General features: G+C 47.7%; 16 protein-coding genes and 1 pseudogene. 7 read left to right on the top strand and 10 right to left on the bottom strand.

Going from position 1 to position 19,574, the window contains the following annotated elements:
- The 4 genes and pseudogenes from VM802_RS00940 to VM802_RS00925 form a co-directional block, all read left to right on the top strand.
- Positions 1 to 565 (top strand): annotated as a pseudogene (locus VM802_RS00940) (alpha-L-fucosidase); the annotation flags it as partial.
- Positions 562 to 2,349, top strand: a complete 1,788-nt coding sequence (locus tag VM802_RS00935) for a glycoside hydrolase family 36 protein (protein ID WP_325527002.1) — start codon at positions 562 to 564, stop codon at positions 2,347 to 2,349. The pseudogene VM802_RS00940 and the gene VM802_RS00935, both read left to right, overlap by 4 nt.
- Positions 2,350 to 2,367: 18 nt before the next feature.
- Positions 2,368 to 3,525 (top strand): alginate lyase family protein, encoded by a 1,158-nt coding sequence (locus VM802_RS00930; RefSeq protein WP_325527000.1) that lies wholly within the window; start codon positions 2,368 to 2,370, stop codon positions 3,523 to 3,525.
- A 107-nt stretch (positions 3,526 to 3,632) separates the two neighbouring features.
- On the top strand, positions 3,633 to 3,869 hold the full coding sequence (locus tag VM802_RS00925; protein WP_325526998.1) for a hypothetical protein: 237 nt from the start codon (positions 3,633 to 3,635) through the stop codon (positions 3,867 to 3,869).
- Here VM802_RS00925 and VM802_RS00920 read toward each other — a convergent pair whose 3' ends face one another.
- A complete protein-coding gene (locus VM802_RS00920; protein ID WP_325526996.1) occupies positions 3,870 to 5,156 on the bottom strand; it encodes a hypothetical protein in 1,287 nt (428 codons plus the stop codon).
- A gap of 125 nt (positions 5,157 to 5,281) precedes the next feature.
- Here VM802_RS00920 and VM802_RS00915 point away from each other — a divergent pair, with 125 nt between their 5' ends.
- On the top strand, positions 5,282 to 6,226 hold the full coding sequence (locus VM802_RS00915; protein WP_325526994.1) for a FecR family protein: 945 nt from the start codon (positions 5,282 to 5,284) through the stop codon (positions 6,224 to 6,226).
- Positions 6,227 to 6,457: 231 nt separating this feature from the next.
- On the opposite strand, the gene uxuA is transcribed toward VM802_RS00915, so the two are convergent.
- The 3 genes from uxuA to VM802_RS00900 all read right to left on the bottom strand — a co-directional run bounded on the left by uxuA (position 6,458) and on the right by VM802_RS00900 (position 9,491).
- Positions 6,458 to 7,633, bottom strand: a complete 1,176-nt coding sequence (gene uxuA, locus VM802_RS00910; RefSeq protein ID WP_325526992.1) for a mannonate dehydratase — start codon at positions 7,631 to 7,633, stop codon at positions 6,458 to 6,460.
- A gap of 110 nt (positions 7,634 to 7,743) precedes the next feature.
- A complete protein-coding gene (locus VM802_RS00905) occupies positions 7,744 to 9,024 on the bottom strand; it encodes a glycerate kinase type-2 family protein (protein WP_325527004.1) in 1,281 nt (426 codons plus the stop codon).
- Between the two features lie 32 nt (positions 9,025 to 9,056).
- A complete protein-coding gene (locus VM802_RS00900) occupies positions 9,057 to 9,491 on the bottom strand; it encodes a DUF4890 domain-containing protein (protein ID WP_325526990.1) in 435 nt (144 codons plus the stop codon).
- Positions 9,492 to 9,685: 194 nt separating this feature from the next.
- Between VM802_RS00900 and VM802_RS00895 the strand changes: the two genes are divergently transcribed.
- Both VM802_RS00895 and VM802_RS00890 read left to right on the top strand, forming a co-directional pair.
- The gene (locus VM802_RS00895; protein WP_325526988.1) at positions 9,686 to 12,730 is read left to right on the top strand and encodes an amidohydrolase family protein; all 3,045 of its coding nucleotides are present in this window, start codon (positions 9,686 to 9,688) and stop codon (positions 12,728 to 12,730) included.
- Positions 12,731 to 12,761: 31 nt separating this feature from the next.
- Positions 12,762 to 14,054: an amidohydrolase family protein gene (locus tag VM802_RS00890; protein ID WP_325526986.1), complete on the top strand. Its 1,293-nt coding sequence runs from the start codon at positions 12,762 to 12,764 to the stop codon at positions 14,052 to 14,054.
- A gap of 132 nt (positions 14,055 to 14,186) precedes the next feature.
- On the opposite strand, the gene tyrS is transcribed toward VM802_RS00890, so the two are convergent.
- From tyrS to VM802_RS00860, 6 genes are all read right to left on the bottom strand, one after another.
- Positions 14,187 to 15,470 carry a tyrosine--tRNA ligase gene (tyrS, locus tag VM802_RS00885; protein ID WP_325526984.1) on the bottom strand — a complete coding sequence of 428 codons (1,284 nt, stop codon included), beginning with the start codon at positions 15,468 to 15,470 and terminating at the stop codon, positions 14,187 to 14,189.
- Between the two features lie 176 nt (positions 15,471 to 15,646).
- The gene (gene rfbD, locus VM802_RS00880; protein WP_325526982.1) at positions 15,647 to 16,513 is read right to left on the bottom strand and encodes a dTDP-4-dehydrorhamnose reductase; all 867 of its coding nucleotides are present in this window, start codon (positions 16,511 to 16,513) and stop codon (positions 15,647 to 15,649) included.
- A gap of 17 nt (positions 16,514 to 16,530) precedes the next feature.
- Positions 16,531 to 17,085 carry a dTDP-4-dehydrorhamnose 3,5-epimerase gene (rfbC, locus tag VM802_RS00875; protein ID WP_325526980.1) on the bottom strand — a complete coding sequence of 185 codons (555 nt, stop codon included), beginning with the start codon at positions 17,083 to 17,085 and terminating at the stop codon, positions 16,531 to 16,533.
- Positions 17,086 to 17,108: 23 nt separating this feature from the next.
- Entirely contained in the window at positions 17,109 to 18,164 is a 1,056-nt protein-coding gene (rfbB, locus tag VM802_RS00870) for a dTDP-glucose 4,6-dehydratase (RefSeq protein WP_325526978.1), read from the bottom strand.
- Between the two features lie 17 nt (positions 18,165 to 18,181).
- Positions 18,182 to 19,126: a UDP-glucuronic acid decarboxylase family protein gene (locus VM802_RS00865; protein ID WP_325526974.1), complete on the bottom strand. Its 945-nt coding sequence runs from the start codon at positions 19,124 to 19,126 to the stop codon at positions 18,182 to 18,184.
- A 16-nt stretch (positions 19,127 to 19,142) separates the two neighbouring features.
- A partial coding sequence (locus VM802_RS00860) for a UDP binding domain-containing protein (RefSeq protein WP_325526972.1) occupies positions 19,143 to 19,574 on the bottom strand: 432 nt, incomplete at its 5' end.

Here is a 19,574-nt window from a genome sequence, read left to right as displayed (position 1 = left end):
TTACCTACTTGCGGACAAACAACCGCTGAAAACAGAAAGGGTGAATGCAAAAGATCTGATCATCCATTTGCCGGCAATGGCACCGGATACCGTGAACAGTGTTATTGTGCTGGAGATGAAAGATATAAAGACCGACAGTGTACGCCTGCCGGATATAAAAGATATTGCGAACGTGATGCGTGCATTTGACGGAGCCTTGCACGGCAGCGGATTGCAATATGGAGATGGAAAGCTGGCTGCTTATTACGTTCACGGATGGAAGCGTGGCGATCAGTATATCAGTTGGAAGGTCCGGCTTACGACAGCAGCGCGTTTCAACGTAGGTATCAAGTATGCAGCTGATGCTTCTTCTGGTGGTAGTTACGAAATACGTATAGGCGATAAAGTTATAGCTGGTAAAGTAATCGCGGAGGAGAAGAAACAGCATATCGTATCGCAGCAACTGGATACTGTATCGTTGCCTGCGGGAGAATATGAGCTTACCGCAAAGCCTGTGCAAATAACGGGCACTGAACTGATGAAATTATTTGAAATAACAATGCAACCAATACCTGATCACTTATGACGAAGCATTTTTTCTTTTTGTCCTGTTGCCTGCTCAGCGGTGTATGTGTTCTTGCCGGTGTATCGGACCGTTTTGTGAAGGCTCTGAAAAGCAGCCGTGCTGTTGTATTCCTGGCCGATGGTGCTCCGGCGCCAGCCACTGTGAAAATAACCCGTAAATGGAGTGATGAGCTATGCGATATTCGTATAGTTAATACAGGCAGTATGCCTGTAAGGTTGAAAGAGATTGTGATGGGAACTGTAGGTAAGGTATTGCCAGCGTCTACACCTTTTTATGCAGAAGGTTTCCAGATGCTCTCACAGACAGCGGGTACGCTGAAAGCACCGGTAAATCTTGGCCATTACACCGACGCCAGTCATTATAAGATACCCCAGCCTGAAGGATACCTGGCTGTGTACAACATGATGCGGCTATATCCACAGGATGATGTGCAGTTGCTGCTGGGCTTTACATCCAGCAACCGCTTCGTGGGTAAATTTTATGTGTCGGCAGACACTATCAAAGTGGTAACCGATCTGGAAAGCCTGGAGCTGGCTCCGGGAAAGGAATTCAGGATGGAAGAGCTGATGCTGTTGAGTGGCAACGATGGCAATCAATTACTGGACCGCTTTGCGGCGCGTATCCATCATTATCATCCGCGGCTCGAATTTAGACAACCCCCAACCGGCTGGTGCTCGTGGTATTGCTTTGGCCCACGCGTTACAGCAAAGAATATCTATGATAATCTCGACTATATCAAGAGCAACATTCCTGCGCTCAAATACATACAGCTGGATGATGGCTACCAGCCACATATGGGCGACTGGCTGGAGGTGGGAAGTTCCTTTGGCGGCAATGTACAGCAGGTATTGCAGACAATCCGGGAGAAAGGATTTGAGCCTGCCATTTGGGTGGCGCCTTTCATATGTGACAGTAACTCTACCATTTTTAAAGACCATAAGGATTGGTTGGTGAAAGACGCTACGGGGAAACCGTTGCGGAGCGATAAAGTTACTTTCGGTGGTTGGAGAATGAAACCCTGGTATGTGTTGGACGGAACGAATCCTGCCGTGCAACAACACCTGGAAAAGCTTTTCCGCACCATGCGCAACGATTGGGGTGTAACGTATTTCAAGCTGGATGCCAATTTCTGGGGCGCCATTCACGGCGGATATTTTTACGATAAACAAGCTACCCGTGTGGAAGCGTACAGGCGTGGTATGGAAGCCGTTCTCAAAGGAACAAAGGATGCTTTTGTATTGGGCTGTAACCATCCGCTGTGGCCTTCTTTAGGACTTATTCACGGCTCGCGGAGCAGCGGTGATATAAAGCGGTCGTGGGATATATTTGAAGGTACTGGCCGGGAAAACCTCTACAGGGCGTGGCAGAATGGACGTCTGTGGTGGAATGATCCTGACTGTATCCTGTTGACAGGTAATATGCCAGACAACGAGTTTAACTTCCACGCTGCCCTGATCTATGCTACTGGCGGTATGTTGCTCAGTGGCGACGATCTCACAAAAATTTCGCCTGAACGGCTAAACATACTTCGTAAAACAGTGCCGCCAACATCCTATGCTGCTGCTTTCACAGATACCAATTTCAATACAGGATATGTAAATACCGGTTCAGAAAAACAACTGGTTTTGCTCAACTGGCAGTCATCTCCCCAAAAAATAACTGTAAAACTTGAGAAACCCTGCGAAATAACAGATTACTGGACAGGTAAAAGTCTGGGCCGTTTCAGCGGTTCCTATACTGCCAGCCTGGAAGCGCACGATGGCAGGGTGCTTACGCTCAAATAACCAGAAATACTTTAACTCATGCGTTATCTGTTTATCGTGATGTTGATGATAAATGCTGTTTGTGTATCCGCACAAACGGCATGGCAGAAAAAAGTGTTGAAGGATATGCGGCCTGCCATTATGCAGCGTGCGAAGTGGGCTATGCAGCAACAACCGCAAACCGTTACTTCGTATAGGTGTGTGCGTAGTGCGGGTGGACTACACGACTTCTACTCCGAAGGTGATTACTGGTGGCCTGATCCGGAACATCCGGACGGACCTTATATACAACGTGACGGGCAAAGCAATCCGGATAACTTCGTGGCGCACCGCCAGGCTATGATCCGCTTTAGCCGTGTGATGGGCGCATTAGCAGCGGCTTACATGGCAAGTAAGGATAGGACGTATCTGCAACATGCCCTGAAACATGCAAAGGCATGGTTTGAAGACAGTGCCACGCGCATGAATCCGAACCTGTTATACGCACAGGCGATCAAAGGCAGAGTTACTGGGAGGGGGATCGGTATCATTGATACGTTGCAGTTCCTGGAAGTGGTGCAGGCACTCCGCATCATGGAGAAAGCGGGCGCTATTCCGCCTGCAGAACTGACCGCATTTAAGGCGTGGTTCACGTCCTATCTTGAATGGATGACCACACATCCCTATGGCAAGGATGAAATGAATGCCGCCAATAACCATGGAACCTGCTGGGTGGCGCAGGTTGCTGCGTTCTCCTTATTCGTAAATAACAAGCCGCTTATCGATTCATGTATCAATCGTTATAAAACGGTATTGCTGCCTTCGCAGATGGATGCTGATGGAAGCTTCCCGCGGGAGTTGAAGAGGACCAAACCTTATGGTTACTCGTTGTTCAACCTGGATGCAATGAGCGCCATATGCCAGCTGCTGAGTGGTTCGGGAAATGATTTGTGGCGCTATACTGTTGAGGAGGAGCGGAATATGGGAAAAGGTATTTCTTTCATGTATCCTTATGTAAAAGACAAAACTACGTGGCCCTTAGCGCATGATGTCATGTACTGGAGTAACTGGCCGGTGGCGCAGCCCTTCCTGCTTTTTGGGGCAGCTGCTTTCGATAATGAAGCGTATTACCGGCTGTGGCTTTCACTCGATCACGATCCGCAGGAAGAAGAGGTGTTGCGGAATCTGCCTGTCAGGAACCCTGTGATATTCCTTTGACTGCGGCCTGATCGCCTTGTATTATCTAAAAGTTAATTCCTGCTCACTGCTATGATAAATGATTAAAAATAATTATATTTATATTCCTATGTTAAATTTTTAGAGAGATGAGCTGGATAAACAACCTATACGTTATTTACCAGAAACTGGATGCTACCGGTTGTGGTGAAGTAAAACATGAAATACTTGAGGCACAGATTAACGGTTGCAACAACGGAGGGATCTACTTCCTGGTATTGCAGCAGCTGATGCGGATAAAGAAAGACAAAGCTAACATTTATGAGCTGATTAAAGGTGAGGTAGAAAGTTATATCCAATATGGCGCCCATACTTATATGAATTGATTACCTCAGTTCTTCTATCAGTTTCTGTACTTTGATATAATTGGGTGCGCCTGGCGGTATCTTCAACAGCCAGTCGAGGCACTCCTGTTTATTGCCTTCACGCAGGAAGCTGAGTCCCATATAAAAGGCGGCTTCAAACCTGAGTTCTGTACTATTGTTGTAAACGGTCACGAGATCGTTGCGTGCGGCTGACTGTTGGTTTACATCCACGAGGCTGACGCCGCGGTAAAAGCGTGCATACAGATTACCCGGATTAGTAACAAGCACTTTATTAAGGATAACAACGGCCTGTTGGAAATGGCCGTGGTTGAACTGTTGTATGGCTTCTTCAGGAAGCCGCAGGCTGTCGATAGCAGGTATCTGCATTTCCGTGGAGGAAAATTGGCGGTAGATATTCTTGTGCCAGGGGCTTACGTACAGCATGACAGCTACTCCGGCCGCAACCATTGCAATCAGGATTACCAGGTTACGTATAGGCGTAGGCGTGCTTTCCTTTGGAGAGAACCAGGCGTTACGATGGTTGAATAGTTGTAGTTGCATGGCATCGCGGTCGGGATCGGGACAGATCTTTTGCGCGAGCAGCTGCCGGAACAGGAAAAAGCGCTTTACCTGCTGATTCAGCGCAGGGTCGGTTTTCATGCGTGCGTCGAATTCTTTCTTTTCGGTATCGCTCATTTGTCCGGAAAGGAAACGGTCACTACTAAGCAGATCTTCTTTGGCGGTGTTATTGCCTTTGAGTTTTGTGCTCAGGTCTCTGAACAAGGTGCTGTAGCATTCGCATCTTGCAGTTGGGAGATTGGAGACGGGAATCTTGGTTTCAACGGCTATATCTTCCTGTAAAGTGTCTGTGAGGGAGAGGCGGAGCAGATCTTTGCAGTTGTCGTTTAGTTGGTTGTAGGCATTGTGAGCGAGCCTTCTCTTTTCTCCTTCCTTCAGTACATCTTCGACATCAAGCATGTCGTCACGGGTGAGGGCGGCATTTTCTTCTGCTTCCAGACCGGCTATACGTTGTCCGCGACGTTCCAGTTCCTGCTCCCATATGCGTTTACACAGCAGCATAATGAATGGTTCAAAGGTGCTCACTGTGATCGGGTGACGGCGGGCATAAAAGTAGATGTCCATCAGTGCCTCTTCAAAAACATGTACTGCATCTCTTACGGATCCGCCCTTTTGCAGGATGAAACGCTTCTCTTTGGTAGCAAAACGCTGGTAAATACTATCTACGATTACCGGAGTATGATGCAACAATCCCTCAATATATTCCTGGTCATTATTTTCAGGTGACATATCTATCGATTTTGCCTGTTATGCTGTACTAAAAATATTAAACCTGTACGAGGTGGCCTAATTATTTTGCAAAGAAGTTGACTATCTTGCCAAACATATGAAGCCATAGAGACAGTATACAGCTTATGTATCAGCAATCACCGGAAATCAATGACCTGATAGCGCGTTTTATTCAGTCGCCCCACGACCCAGTATTGCAGGAAGAGATAGCCCAGCTGAAATCCAAGGGACCTGAACATTTCCGCTATGTGGAGAACAGGCTGCAGGCCTGGCTGACAGAGGAAGCAACCGCTGCTGTGCCTTCTGTTACCCGCTTGCTTACGTCATCTCCTGTGGTTTCACCTGCGCAACGCAAGCCGCTTCCGGTGAAGCTGCTTTCAGTCGTTTTCCTCTTTGTATTGCTGGCTGGCATTACTTTATATTACTGGTATAGCGCCCGCAAAATGCGGACTATCAAAAATACATCGGGGCATATTGATTCATTGGTGCTGGCAGATGGCAGTAAGCTTGTGCTGGATAATAATGCGGTTGTTGCTTATGATGTACGGGCAAAAAGATCTTCTTTTGTGATCGTGATGTCGGGAGATGTTTATGTAGACCTGAAACCTGGAGAGGATGGTATTGTACGGGTAGGTGATAATGTGCTGAGAGCAGAAGGCGCTGCATTTAATATTCACCGGAACGACCGAAGCAACGAGGTATTTGTAACAAGAGGCGGTGTGAAAGTACGACAGCGCCGGAAGAGTACAGAGCTCTCTGAGAATACGCTTGGCCGGTTATCGCCAGGAAATATTCGACAGCAGCGGCTTAACAGTCAGGCGCCACTTGCGTGGAAAACGGGTGTGCTGAGTTTTTCCGGCGTTCCGCTGGAAGAGGTCCTGGAAGCAATAAGTTCCTGCTTTGATATAAAAATAGTGGTGCCGCCTTCAGCCCGCAGGCTTTACAGCAAAAAGATCACAGCCGATTTCGGGAGAACCTCGCCTGATGAACTGTTCCATCGGTTACAGCAGCAGGTGGGCGCTTACTTCGTGAAAGACGCTGCTGGCGTATATTATATCTCATTAAAATAAAGACCCGTTCAACGGGATGATGAACGGGTCTAAGATATTTATAAATGATGTTTTCCTTTCGCTCTCCCTTCACTAATCAACATCAGTCGCAGTAAATATATTCACCGTAATCAGCCATTACGGTATGGGTTCAAATATGCTTTCTGCGCGTGTGTAGCATCTCAGTCCGACGATGGTATTGCTTATCCCCACCTTAACTCTTTGTACGGACCTGATACTGGTAGTAGTCAGTCAATCAGAGCCTAAAGCCCCCGCGATGCCCATTTCGAGGCCACGCAGCTCTGCAAGGCCACGCAGGCGGCCGATAGCGCTGTAACCGGGATTGGTTTTTTTATGGAGGTCATCCAGCATCTGGTGGCCATGATCCGGGCGCATGGGAATGGAAACATTGCGGCGTTTCATGGTGAGCAGGATATTTTTTACCACGGCAAACATATTCACATCGCCTTCGAGGTGGTTGGCTTCGTGGAAGTTGCCGGCGGCATCACGCTGTGTGCTACGCAGGTGAATGAAGTGGATATGATCGCCGAGGCGCTCTATCATGCCGGGCAGGTCATTGTCTGCAAGCACGCCATAGGAGCCTGTGCAGAAGCATAAGCCGTTGGATTTATACGGTGCTGCGATCAGCAGCTCCTTTGCATCCTGTTCGGTGCTCACGATGCGGGGTAATCCGAAAATAGGGAATGGAGGATCATCCGGATGGATGGCCAGCTTTACGCCCATTTCCTCCGCTACAGGCGCTATCTGTTGCAGGAAGTAGAAGAGGTGTAGTTTCAGTTGTGTAGCGTCTATGCCGTTGTATTTGTCTAACGCGGCCTGGAACTGTTCGAGTGTGAAGCTCTCTTCAGAACCGGGAAGGCCGGCGATAATATTTTTCTGCAGGGTGGTTCTTTCTTCAGCTGTCATGCTGTCGAACCTCTCTTTGGCCTGGGAGATCTCTTCGCTGGTATAATCTTTTTCTGCATCAGGTCTTTGCAGCATGAAGAGGTCAAAGGCAATGAAGGCGGCTTTTTCAAAGCGTAGCGCTTTGGAGCCGTCTGCTACGGTATAGGAAAGATCAGTGCGTGTCCAGTCCAGCACGGGCATAAAGTTGTAGGTAACTACATAGATGCCGCATTCGGCCAGGTTCCTGATGGATTGCTGATAATTGGTTATATATTCCCGGAAACGTCCGTTCTGTGTTTTGATATCTTCATGAACGGGAATGCTTTCCACTACAGACCAGGTAAGGCCTGCCGCTTTTATCTCTGCTTTACGTTTTAAAATCTCCTCCTTCGTCCACACTTCTCCATTGGGCACATGGTGTAAGGCCGTAACAATCCCGGTAGCTCCTGCCTGTTTGATATCAGACAAGCTAACAGGATCATTGGGACCGAACCACCGCCATGTCTGTTCCATTCTCAGCATAGTGTATATTGGTTTAGTAAATCTGAAACTTGTGAATAAACCCCAAAAATAAAACCTATCAGCACATAATCAAAGTTTAAATCCTAAAAGCTGTGTGTACGGGCGACGTATTATGCGATCAGTACAATCATGAGATCCATCACATTAGTTTGGGTAGGGCCTGTAACCAGTAACCCGCCTGCTTTTGAGAAGAAGTGATAAGCGTCATTGTTATGGAGAAAATAATTTGCGTTTATATGGAGTTTTGCGGCGTGTTCCATTACATTGGCATCTGCGATGGCGCCTGCCGCATCGGTAGGTCCATCTGTACCATCTGTTCCACCGCTCAGAATAGTGATGCCTTTATGGCCGGCGAGGGCTATGCCGGCTGCCAGTGCGAGTTGTTGATTACGGCCGCCGAGGCCATCGCCGGTTACATTGACGGTGGTTTCGCCTCCCAGCAGCAGGCATCCCGGCCACAGATCAGTATAGGTCAGCGCTTTGCTGACCAGCATTTCCGCTATCGTATGCGCATCACCGGTAGTGGCGGCAGATAATATCTGCGGATGGTAGCCCAGCTGTGCGGCCTTTTCTGCTGCCGCCTGCAGGGCAATGAGGTTGGTGCCGGCAAGGTGATTGTGCACATGGGTGGTGTGGGAGCTGCCGGGCTTTGGTGTATCGGGTATTTTCCCGTCAACGCCGTCGAGAATATATTGCAGGAGTGTGCCGGGAATTTTTTCGGTGAGATGATATTTCCGGAGGATATTGAGCGTATCGGCAAAGGTAGATGGATCGGGTACTGTAGGCCCGGAGCCGATGACGCTCAGGTCATCGCCTACTACATCACTGAGGATCAGTGTATATAACGTGGCTGGATATACTTTTTCAGCCAGCTGTCCACCTTTGAAGCCGGAGAGGTGTTTACGCACGGTATTCATCTCCCCGATGTCTGCGCCACTTCTGAGCAACAGGGTAAAGAGTTGTTGCACTTCTTCCAGGCTGCTCCCAGGCGGAAAATCGGCTACCAGCGCGGAGGCCCCGCCCGATAGCAGGAAGATCACCAGGTCATTGGATTGTGCCTGTTGTGCTATTTCTGTAAGCCTAACGGCAGCGGATACACTGTTTTCATCCGGTACAGGATGGCCGGCTTCGAGGAGTCCGATGTGTGCCAATGGTAAGGTATGTCCGTATTTGGTAACAACAAACCCCTGTAAAGGGTAGTGAGGAGTTAATATTTTTTCTGTCTCCAAAGCCATGGCGGCGGCGGCTTTACCTGCACCAATGACATAGATCTTCCCATCGGCTGGTAAAACATATTCATTTCCCGAAATAAAAATACTATTGTTCCGTACACTTATGTTGCTGCGGATCAGCTGTGCCGGATGTACTGCGGATACGGCGTGCAGAAAAATATTCTGTATGTCAGTGAATGGCCGGATAATAATCAGTGCTGGGTTGATTCACGATTTTCCTTACGCTGTCTTTTCTTCTCCACTTTTTCTTCCAGGTGTTCTTTCTTATACATGTCCCAGTCGTTCCATTTTTTATACTGTGCAGCGGTAAACACCGTTTTGAAACGCTGGTTACGTTCTGTATCCAGGGTTTTGAGCTGTTGCAGCCGTTCTTTGCGTGAGAGGGATTTATTGGCCCTGATCACGTCCATGCGACGGATAATGTCTTCATTGATAACGTATATCTTATGGTGCTGCTCTTTGTTAAGACCTACTTCACGTGATATTTTATCACTGATCTTGTCCGCACGTCCTTCCACGCCCCAGCGTCCTTTCCGGGCTGTGCTGTCGGTGTTGGATTGCGCAAGGGCGCCTGTACCGGCGAGCAGGCAAAGCAGCAACACTGTAAAGATGGAAGATGTTTTCATAATCGGCAGTATTAGTAAGGTTCAGACAAACATAACGGCTAAACCTGTTTCAAATTATCCCTTTTTCGTGTTAAATACAAAACTTATTGCCAGCAAGATTAATACCATTCATAAAAAATTACTGCAACCGGCGGACGTGATTTATTACATTTAGCCTACCAACTAAATCTGGATCGTTCAATAAAAAAAATTACATGAAAAGAGCTTTTGAGAAACGCGGGGCGTCCCTGCTCTCCCGCGGTGCAGCCTATGCCCTGAAACGGCACCGCAGTGCACTGCTGCTGTTGTGCATGTTGGGAGCCGGCTCCTATGTCAGCGCGCAGGAGACCTATCCTGTGAATGGTATCGCTGATCCTAAAACAGGATGTTTTGCATTTACACATGCAACGATTGTAAAAGATGCACAAACGACCCTCAACAATGCCACCCTTGTGATACGCGAGGGAAAAATCATAGCGGCTGGTCCTGCTGCGGCTATCCCGAAAGATGCTGTGATAGTGGACTGTAAGGGTAAGTACATTTATCCTTCATTCGTGGATATTTACAGCAACTACGGGCTTCCAGAAGTAAAGCGCAGCGGCGCCTCCTGGAATGCACCGCCGCAATTCCTTTCCAATACCAAAGGTGCGTATGGCTGGAATCAGGCTATTAAGAGCGAAGTGAATGCAGCCACATTGTTCAGCGCTGATGAAAGCAAAGCCACACCGCTTCGTGAAGCTGGCTTCGGTACCGTGCTCACCCAGCAGGAGGACGGCGTTGCACGCGGTACAGCTGCACTGGTAACCCTTGCGGCCGGAAAGGAAAATAAACTCATCATCCGTGAAAAGGCTGCAGCCGGTTATTCTTTTGATAAAGGCAGCTCTACGCAAAACTATCCCAACTCCCTGATGGGATATATTGCCCTGCTACGCCAGACTTTCCTGGATGCGCAATGGTATAAAACGCAACCTGCAAAAGAAGGTGTCAACCTGAGCCTCCAGGCCTGGAATGATAATCAGCAGCTGCCTTCAATATTTGAAGTGAGCGACAAATGGGAGGCCATCAGGGCTGATAAGGTAGGCGATGAATTCGGCGTACAGTATATCATCAAAGCCGGTGGTAACGAATACCAGCGCATCAATGATATAGCGGCTACCAAAGCTACTTATATACTACCGCTTAATTTCCCTGGTGCTATTGATGTGGAAGATCCAAGCGATGCACGTTTTGTATCGCTGGCGGATATGAAACATTGGGAAATGGCGCCATCACAGCCTGTTACCTTTGAAAAGGCGCATATTCCTTTCTGTCTCACAGCAGCAGATCTAAAGGATGTGAAAACATTCCTGGGTAATGTGCGCAAAGCAATTGAGTATGGTCTCAGCGAAGAAGCCGCGCTGGATGCCCTTACCAAAACGCCTGCAACCACGCTCAAAGTTTATGATAAAGTGGGTAGCCTGGAAACCGGCAAGCTGGCTAATTTCCTGATTACTTCCGGTCCGTTGTTTAAAGAGAACACTATCCTGTATCAGAACTGGATACAGGGCAGCCGTTATATTGTAAAGCAGGATGGATGGAATGACCCACGTGGTATCTATACAGTAACCGTTACACCCGGTAACAGTGTTACCATAGAGGTGAAAGGTACGCCTACTGCGCCTTTACTGGCGGTGTTGCAAAAGGATACCGTTCCTGGCCGCATCGACATCAATGGCAAGCTCATATCTCTGTCGCTCCCGCTTGCAAAGAATAGCAAGAAGAGTATCCGTCTCAGTGGTATTATCAGCGACAACGGCTGGTCCGGTACCGGGGCTGATACCGCCGGTACTGCTGTAAGATGGAATGCCGTATTTGTAAAAGCATTTTCACCAAAGGATTCTGCAAAGAAGAACATGCCTGTTGCACTTGGCCCCGTTTATTATCCTTTCAATGGATATGGCTGGGAAAAACTGCCACAGCAGCAGGATCTGCTAATAAAGAATGCTACAGTATGGACTAATGAGAAAGAAGGTAAACTGGAAAATACGGATGTATTGGTGCGTAACGGTAAGATCGCGCAGATAGGTAAGAATCTTGCTGCCGGTAATGCCCGTTTGATCGACGGAACCGGCAAACACTTGTCTGCCGGGATTATCGACGAGCACTCGCATATTGCCATTTCCAGTGGTGTGAATGAATCTTCACAGGCTGTTACAGCAGAGGTGCGCATCGGAGATGTACTGAACCCTGATGATGTCAACATTTACCGTCAGCTGAGCGGCGGTGTTACCGCATCGCATCTGCTGCACGGAAGTGCTAACCCCATCGGTGGTCAGTCGCAGCTGATCAAACTACGTTGGGGCCAGAGTGCCGAAGAGCTGAAAGTAACCAACTGGGACCCTTTCATCAAGTTTGCATTAGGTGAAAACGTGAAGCAGTCCAACTGGGGCGAGCGGAATACGGTGCGTTTCCCACAGACAAGAATGGGTGTAGAGCAGGTATATGTAGATGCATTTACCCGTGCCCGTGACTATGAGAAGGCCGGTCCTGGCAAGCGCCGTGATCTTGAACTGGATGCGCTTGTTGAGATCCTCAACGCTAAGCGCTTTATCACCTGCCACTCCTACGTGCAGAGCGAGATCAATATGCTGATGCATGTTGCAGACAGTTTCCATTTCCGTGTCAATACTTTCACACATATCCTCGAAGGATACAAGGTGGCTGATAAGATGAAAGCGCATGGCGCCGGAGCTGGTACTTTTGCTGACTGGTGGGCTTACAAGATGGAAGTGCAGGACGCTATTCCTTACAATGCTTCCATCATGAACAAAGTAGGCGTGGTTACTGCTATTAATTCTGACGATGCAGAAATGGCCCGCCGTCTTAACCAGGAAGCAGCCAAAACAGTGAAGTATGGCGGTACCCCGGAAGAAGATGCCCTCAGAATGGTAACGCTCAATCCCGCAAAGCTGTTGCATGTAGATAACCGCATGGGTAGTATCAAAACTGGCAAAGATGCAGACCTGGTATTGTGGAGTGACAATCCGCTGAGCATTTATGCCAAAGCGGAGAAAACAATAGTGGATGGTATCGTGGAGTTTGACCGTGATTACGATCTTCAGTTACGCAAGCGTATTGCAGATGAACGCAACCGTCTGATACAAAAACTGCTGGGTGAGAAGAAGAAAGGAACACCTACGCAGAAAGCAGCTTTCGTACCTGATGAAATGTACCACTGTGAAGATTTGCAGGGCGGACATCAGCAGGGATTCGGTTTTTGATCATTTATTAAAAAACAAATAGCTCACAGCTATGAAGAAATACATTTATCTGCTGGCGCTTGCCAGCGGCTTCCATACAGCCTTTGCGCAGGAAACTGTTTATCCGGCCAAGAAGCAGGGCAACGCGGTTTATCTTACCAATGCATACATCCATGTTGGCAATGGCCAGGTGATAGAAAACGGCACCATTGCTTTTGCCAACGGGCGGATCACCGCCGTAGGCGCCAATGTACCTGCAGCAGGCAGCGATGCTACCGTGCTGGATCTGAAAGGTCAGCATGTTTATCCTGGCATCATTGCGCCTGAATCAACCCTGGGTCTTACAGAATTTGAGAGCGTGCGTGCCACTAATGATTTCAGGGAGGTAGGAGAGATCAATCCTTCCGTACGTTCACTTATTTCTTATAATACAGATTCCAAGGTGATCAACACCCTTAGATCCAATGGCATCCTGCTGGCCCAGATCACGCCACAGGGAGGTATCGTGAGCGGTACTTCTTCGGTGGTGCAGCTCGACGCCTGGAACTGGGAAGATGCCGCTTATAAGGCAGACAATGCCCTTCATTTTTATATGCCGCGTCTGGTGAATGTTGGCGGTGGCAGAGGGAGAGGTCCCGCACCTGCTACCGACCCGCTGAAATCCGCTCTGGAAGAAGTAGAGAAGGTGAGAGTGTTTTTCAGTGAAGCTAAGGCATACCTCGAAGAGGGTAAGCATACTGCTACCAACATTAAGTATGAATCGATGCGTAAACTGTTTAGCAAGGAACAGAAGCTGTTCATACATTGTGACGCAGTAAAGGAGATACTCACGGCCATTGACTTTGCTAAAGAATTCAACCTGGATGCAGTGATTGTAGGTGGCTCCGACGCTTACCTGGTGGCTGATTTACTGAAGCAGAGCAATATCCCTGTGGTGCTGACACAGCCGCATAGCCTCCCGCTCATGCAGGATGATGATATTGACCAGCCTTACAAAAATGCTGCATTACTTCAAAAGGCCGGTGTGCTCTTTTGTATCAGTAACGATGGTTTCTGGCAGCAACGTAATATCGGCTTTGAAGCCGGTACCGCGGCTACTTACGGACTGAGTAAAGAAGAAGCATTATCTGCGGTTACGCTCAATGCGGCAAAAATACTCGGCATCGATAAAACCACCGGTACGCTGGAAATGGGTAAAGACGCCAACATCGCCGTAAGTACAGGTGATCTGCTGGATATGAAATCAAGCAATGTAACGCATGCATTCATTCAGGGAAGAGAGATCAACCTGGATAATAAGCAGCATCAGTTATACGAGAGGTACGAGAAAAAATATGGACTGTGATTATTTTGATTTTAGTGATTCAGATGATATAAAAATATAAAAGCGAAAGACCCGTTTAGGAGTTACTCTAAACGGGTCTTTCGCTTTTATATTTTTATATCATCACTGAATCGCACTGATCAAAATCACGGTTTAGTGTGCTTTGACGAGGTAATAGTTCTTCTTGCCTTTCTGGAAGAGTATATATTTATCACGCAGCAATGCGGATGTATCAACGATCATGTCAATGCCGTTGATTTTATTTTTGTTCATGCTTACGCCGCCGCCCTGCACAGTTTTGCGGGCTTCGCCTTTGCTGGGGAAGATACCGGTTTCGGCCAGGAGGCTTACTATATCTTTGCCGGCAGCAAGTTCTTCTTTGGCAATTTCATACTGAGGTACGCCTGACATTACATCCAGTAACTGTTCTTCCGTCAGGGATGCCAGCAGTTCCGCTGTATCGTTGCTGAAGAGGAGAGAGGATGCTTTTACCGCGAAATCATAATTTTCTTCACCGTGAATGAAAACGGTTACCTCTTTGGCAAGACGTTTTTGCAGCAGGCGTTGTTCAGGAGCCTGGCGGTGTTCAGCGATCAGGGCTTCTACTTCTGGCTGGTTCATGAAGGTGAAGATCCTGATGTAGCTTTCGGCGTCGGCATCTGAAGTATTGAGCCAGAACTGGTAGAACATGTAAGGAGATGTACGTTTGGCATCCAGCCATACGGTGCCTTGTTCGGTCTTACCGAATTTGGTGCCATCTGCTTTTTTGATCAGCGGACAGGTGAATGCAAATGCTTCACCGCTTGCTTTACGGCGGATAAGTTCAGTACCCGTAACAATGTTGCCCCATTGATCGGAGCCGCCCATCTGGAGTTTACAGTTCTTTGCAGTATAGAGATGATAGAAATCGTAACCCTGTATCAGCTGGTAGGTGAATTCGGTGAAAGACATTCCGCTGTCGCCTTCCAGCCTTTTCTTTACAGAGTCTTTAGACATCATGTAGTTTACGGTGATGTGCTTTCCTGTATCGCGGATGAAGTCCAGGAAAGAAATGTGCTGAAACCAGTCGAAGTTATTCACCATTTCAGCAGCATTGGGTTTGGCCGGATCGAAGTCCAGGAATCGTTCCAGCTGGACCTTGATACCGGCTACATTTTTTTGCAGCGTATCCAGGTCCAGCATTTTTCTTTCTTCTGCTTTAAATGAGGGGTCGCCTACCATGCCGGTAGCGCCGCCCACTAAGGCCAGTGGTTTGTGCCCTGCCTTTTGCAGGTGAACCAGCAGCAGGATAGGCACCAGGCTTCCGATATGCAAAGACTCGGCAGTAGGATCGAAACCTATATATGCCGTAGTCATTTCTTTTTGCAGTTGTTCTTCAGTGCCAGGCATCATATCCTGTAGCATACCCCGCCAGCGCAGTTCTTCTATCAGATTCATGATTTTAATAACAATTTTTGCAAACCTACTGAAAAAAAGGCTGACCTGTAGGGGGAATGATGGGGTTGACAGGAATAATGGCGTTGGAATGTAGCAGGGGAATAGGTTTGGTGGAATCGCCAGTGTTTGGCAGAAAAAAGGATCCCGCAACAAGTATGTTGCGGGATCGGGCTATTTTACATATTCTTCAGGCACTTTGCAAGGCTGTCTCTCCAGTAGGGAATAGACAGGCCAAAAGTGGTTTTTACCTTTTCTTTATTAAGCACACTGTAAGCGGGACGCTTTGCAGCGGTAACGTATTTGTCGGAAGTAACCGGCAGCACAGTGGTTGTAGCATTGGTCATCTCCTTAATTGTTATTGCGAAATCGTACCAGCTGGTAACGCCTTCATTGCTGTAGTGGTATATTCCGCCGATAGAAGTGCTGGTATTGGCTGCTTTGTATTGCAATATATCCAGGATAGCAACTGCAAGGTCGCCGGCATAGGTGGGTGTACCTGCCTGATCGAAAACCACGTTCAATTCTGGTCTTTCCTGCATTAGTTCCCGCATACGTTTCACAAAGTTGACAGCATACTCGGAATACAACCAGGAGGTGCGGATCACGACAGTATCCGGATTATAGCCGGTGGCAGCGGCCTCTCCTCTCAGTTTGGAAGCGCCGTATATGCTTTGCGGATCTGTTTCATCCTCTTCGCTGTAAGGAGTATTCTGTTTACCGCTGAATACATAATCGGTGGAAATATGTATCAGCTGGGCATTTGAGTCTGCGCATACTTCTGCAAGGCTCAGGACCGCCTGAAAGTTGAGGAGGAATGCTTTTTCCTCATCTGATTCCGCTTTATCCACAGCCGTGTAGGCGGCACAGTTAATGCATGCATGCACGTCCTGCGTTGAAAAGTAGGCCGCAACGGCGTCTTTATCGGTTATGTCCAGCTGCTCATAATCAGTAAAGAGCAGATTGAACTGAGGGTAGGCGGTGGCGGCCTTTTGCAGCGCCTGTCCTAACTGGCCGTTTCCTCCGGTTACAAGAATATTTCTCATGGCAAAATGATCAGCAGTTAAAAAAGAAAATTATGCGTGATGTCGGCCAGTTTGGGCAGTACCAGATCTTTTTCTGAAACCAGCGCATCTTTCAGATCAATGCCCCAGTTGATATTCAGTGCCGGATCATTGAAGATAATGCCGCCTTCACTTTCCTTGTGATAGAAGTTATCGCATTTGTACATTACCTCTGCGGTTTCGCTGATAACGGCATAACCGTGTGCAAATCCCTTGGGTACCAGCAACTGCAGTTTATTTTCTGCACTTAGTTCGATGGTGTATGACTGGCCATAGGTGGGAGAGCCTTTACGGATATCTACCACAACATCTATGATACGCCCTTCGAGTACTCTCACCAGTTTAGTCTGGGCGTGTGGCTCCAGTTGATAATGTAATCCACGCAGCACTCCATAGGAAGAGCGGGCCTGGTTATCCTGTACAAATGTATAGTCTATGCCTTCAGCCTTGAAGGTATTGGCATTATAACTTTCAAAAAAATATCCACGGTGGTCACCGAAAACTTTAGGCTCAAATATCAACAGGCCCGGTATCGGGGTCGTTTTAAAAGGCATTGAAAAAACTTTTTACAATGAAATTATCGTTTCTGGTATTGCTCCTGATAGTATTTCTGGTAATTGCCGCTGGTAACATGTTGCAGCCACTCTTCGTTGGCGAGATACCATTCTACCGTTTTTTCCAGACCTTCTTCAAACTGAAGGGATGGTTCCCAGCCCAGTTCCGTATTCAGTTTGGTGGCATCTATAGCATAACGGAGATCGTGACCGGCGCGGTCTTTCACAAAAGTAATCAGCTGTTCAGAAGTGCCTTCGGCACGGCCCAGTTTCTTATCCATGATCCTGCATAACAGGCGGATGAGGTCAATGTTCTTCCATTCATTGAAACCTCCGATGTTGTAAGTTTCGCCGGTTCTGCCATTATGGAAGATAGTGTCGATGGCACGTGCATGATCGTTTACAAACAACCAGTCGCGTACATTCTCTCCTTTACCGTATACAGGAACTGGTTTATTGTTCTTGATATTATGGATGGCCAGCGGAATCAACTTTTCGGGGAAATGATGAGAACCATAGTTATTAGAGCAGTTAGAAATAATAACAGGCAAATGATAGGTATGATGGTAAGCCATTACAAAGTGATCGGAGCTGGCTTTGGATGCGGAATATGGAGAACGGGGATCATAAGGGGTGGTTTCATAAAAAAAGCCTTCTTCTCCCAATGAACCGTAAACTTCATCTGTAGAGACATGATAGAACAGTTTTCCATTCATGTCATCCTTCCAGTATTTGCGTGCAGCATTGAGTAGTACAGCAGTGCCCAGTACGTTAGTTTTGATGAAGGCCAGCGGGTCCATAATGGAGCGGTCTACATGGCTTTCAGCTGCAAGGTGAATCACTCCGTCAAAGCCGTATTTTTGGAAAAGCGCTTCAATAAATGTTTCGTCGGTGATGTCGCCTTTCTCAAAAATATAATTTGGTTGGTCCTTTACATCTACCAGATTTTCCAGGTTACCAGCGTAGGTAAGCGCATCCAGGTTTACAATCTGGTAATCAGGATACTTATTCACAAACAATCTTACTACATGAGAACCGATAAATCCAGCTCCACCTGTAACTAATAGCTTACGCTTCATGCAAAGAAATTAAATAGTTATTTTAATAATGCCTGTTTGAAATATTCGTAAGTAATTTTCAATCCTTCCTGCCGGCCCACTTTAGGCTCCCATCCCAGTATGGTACGGGCTTTGGTAATGTCAGGCTGACGTTGTTTCGGGTCATCCTTTGGCAGGGGATGATAAACAATTTTCTGCTTGCTGCCTGTGAGTGCGAGGATCTCTTCTGCAAACTGGTTCAGGGTAATCTCTTCGGGATTGCCCACGTTTACAGGGAGGTGATAATCGCTCAGTAACAGTCTGAAAATTCCTTCGATGAGATCATCCACATAGCAGAAAGAGCGGGTTTGTTTACCATCGCCAAATACGGTAAGGTCCTGACCACTCAGCGCCTGGCTCATGAAGGCCGGGAGCGCACGGCCGTCGTTGAGGCGCATGCGTGGACCGTAGGTATTGAAGATACGCACGATGCGGGTTTCTACTCCGTGGAAATTATGATAAGCCATAGTGATAGATTCGAGGAATCGTTTGGCTTCATCATATACTCCTCTTGGACCTACGGGGTTTACATTGCCCCAATACTCTTCAGTCTGCGGATGTACGGTAGGATCGCCATATACTTCGGAGGTAGAGGCTACCAGTATGCGCGCTTTCTTTTCTTTTGCAAGTCCCAATAGATTATGCGTGCCGAGCGACCCCACTTTCAGGGTCTGAATGGGCATCTTCAGATAATCGATAGGACTGGCCGGGGAAGCGAAGTTGAGGATGTAATCAAGTTTACCCGGAACATGGATAAACTTGGTTACATCATGGTTATAATATTCAAATTCCGGTAAAGGAAACAGGTGTTCAATATTTTTCAGATTGCCGGTAAGCAGATTATCCATCGCTATCACATGATACCCTTCTTTAATGAAGCGGTCGCACAGATGGGAGCCCAGGAAACCGGCGCCGCCGGCAATCAGTATTCTTTTCTTTTCCATATGGTATGTTACAGCGTTAAGATAAAACAGGTGTCCGCCCTACGCTCTCATAATGAAATCCCAATTCCCTCATGCGTGATACTTCAAACAGGTTGCGGCCATCAAATATAGCTTGGTTTTTCAGGGCCGCCGAAATTTTATTAAAGTCCGGTGTTCTGAAAACGCTCCATTCTGTGGCGATGATTAGCGCGTCTGCTTCTTCCAGGCAGGTATACTGATGGTCAGCAAACTGGATTTTATCTCCCAGCAGTTGCTTTACATTGTGCATCGCTTCCGGATCGAAAGCGCTGACGGTAGCGCCTGCAGCGAGCAGGGCATCTATAATGTACAACGCCGGTGCTTCGCGGATATCATCGGTGTTGGGTTTGAAAGCCAGACCCCACAAGGCGAAATGTTTGCCTTTGATGTCTCCGTTGAAGTATGCCTTGATTTTAGGGAGGAGGAAGAG

The organism is Chitinophaga sp., assembly GCF_035538455.1.
Classification (GTDB): domain Bacteria; phylum Bacteroidota; class Bacteroidia; order Chitinophagales; family Chitinophagaceae; genus Chitinophaga.
Note: the sequence above shows the minus strand (reverse complement) of the source record. Positions and strands in the feature narration are given on the sequence as shown.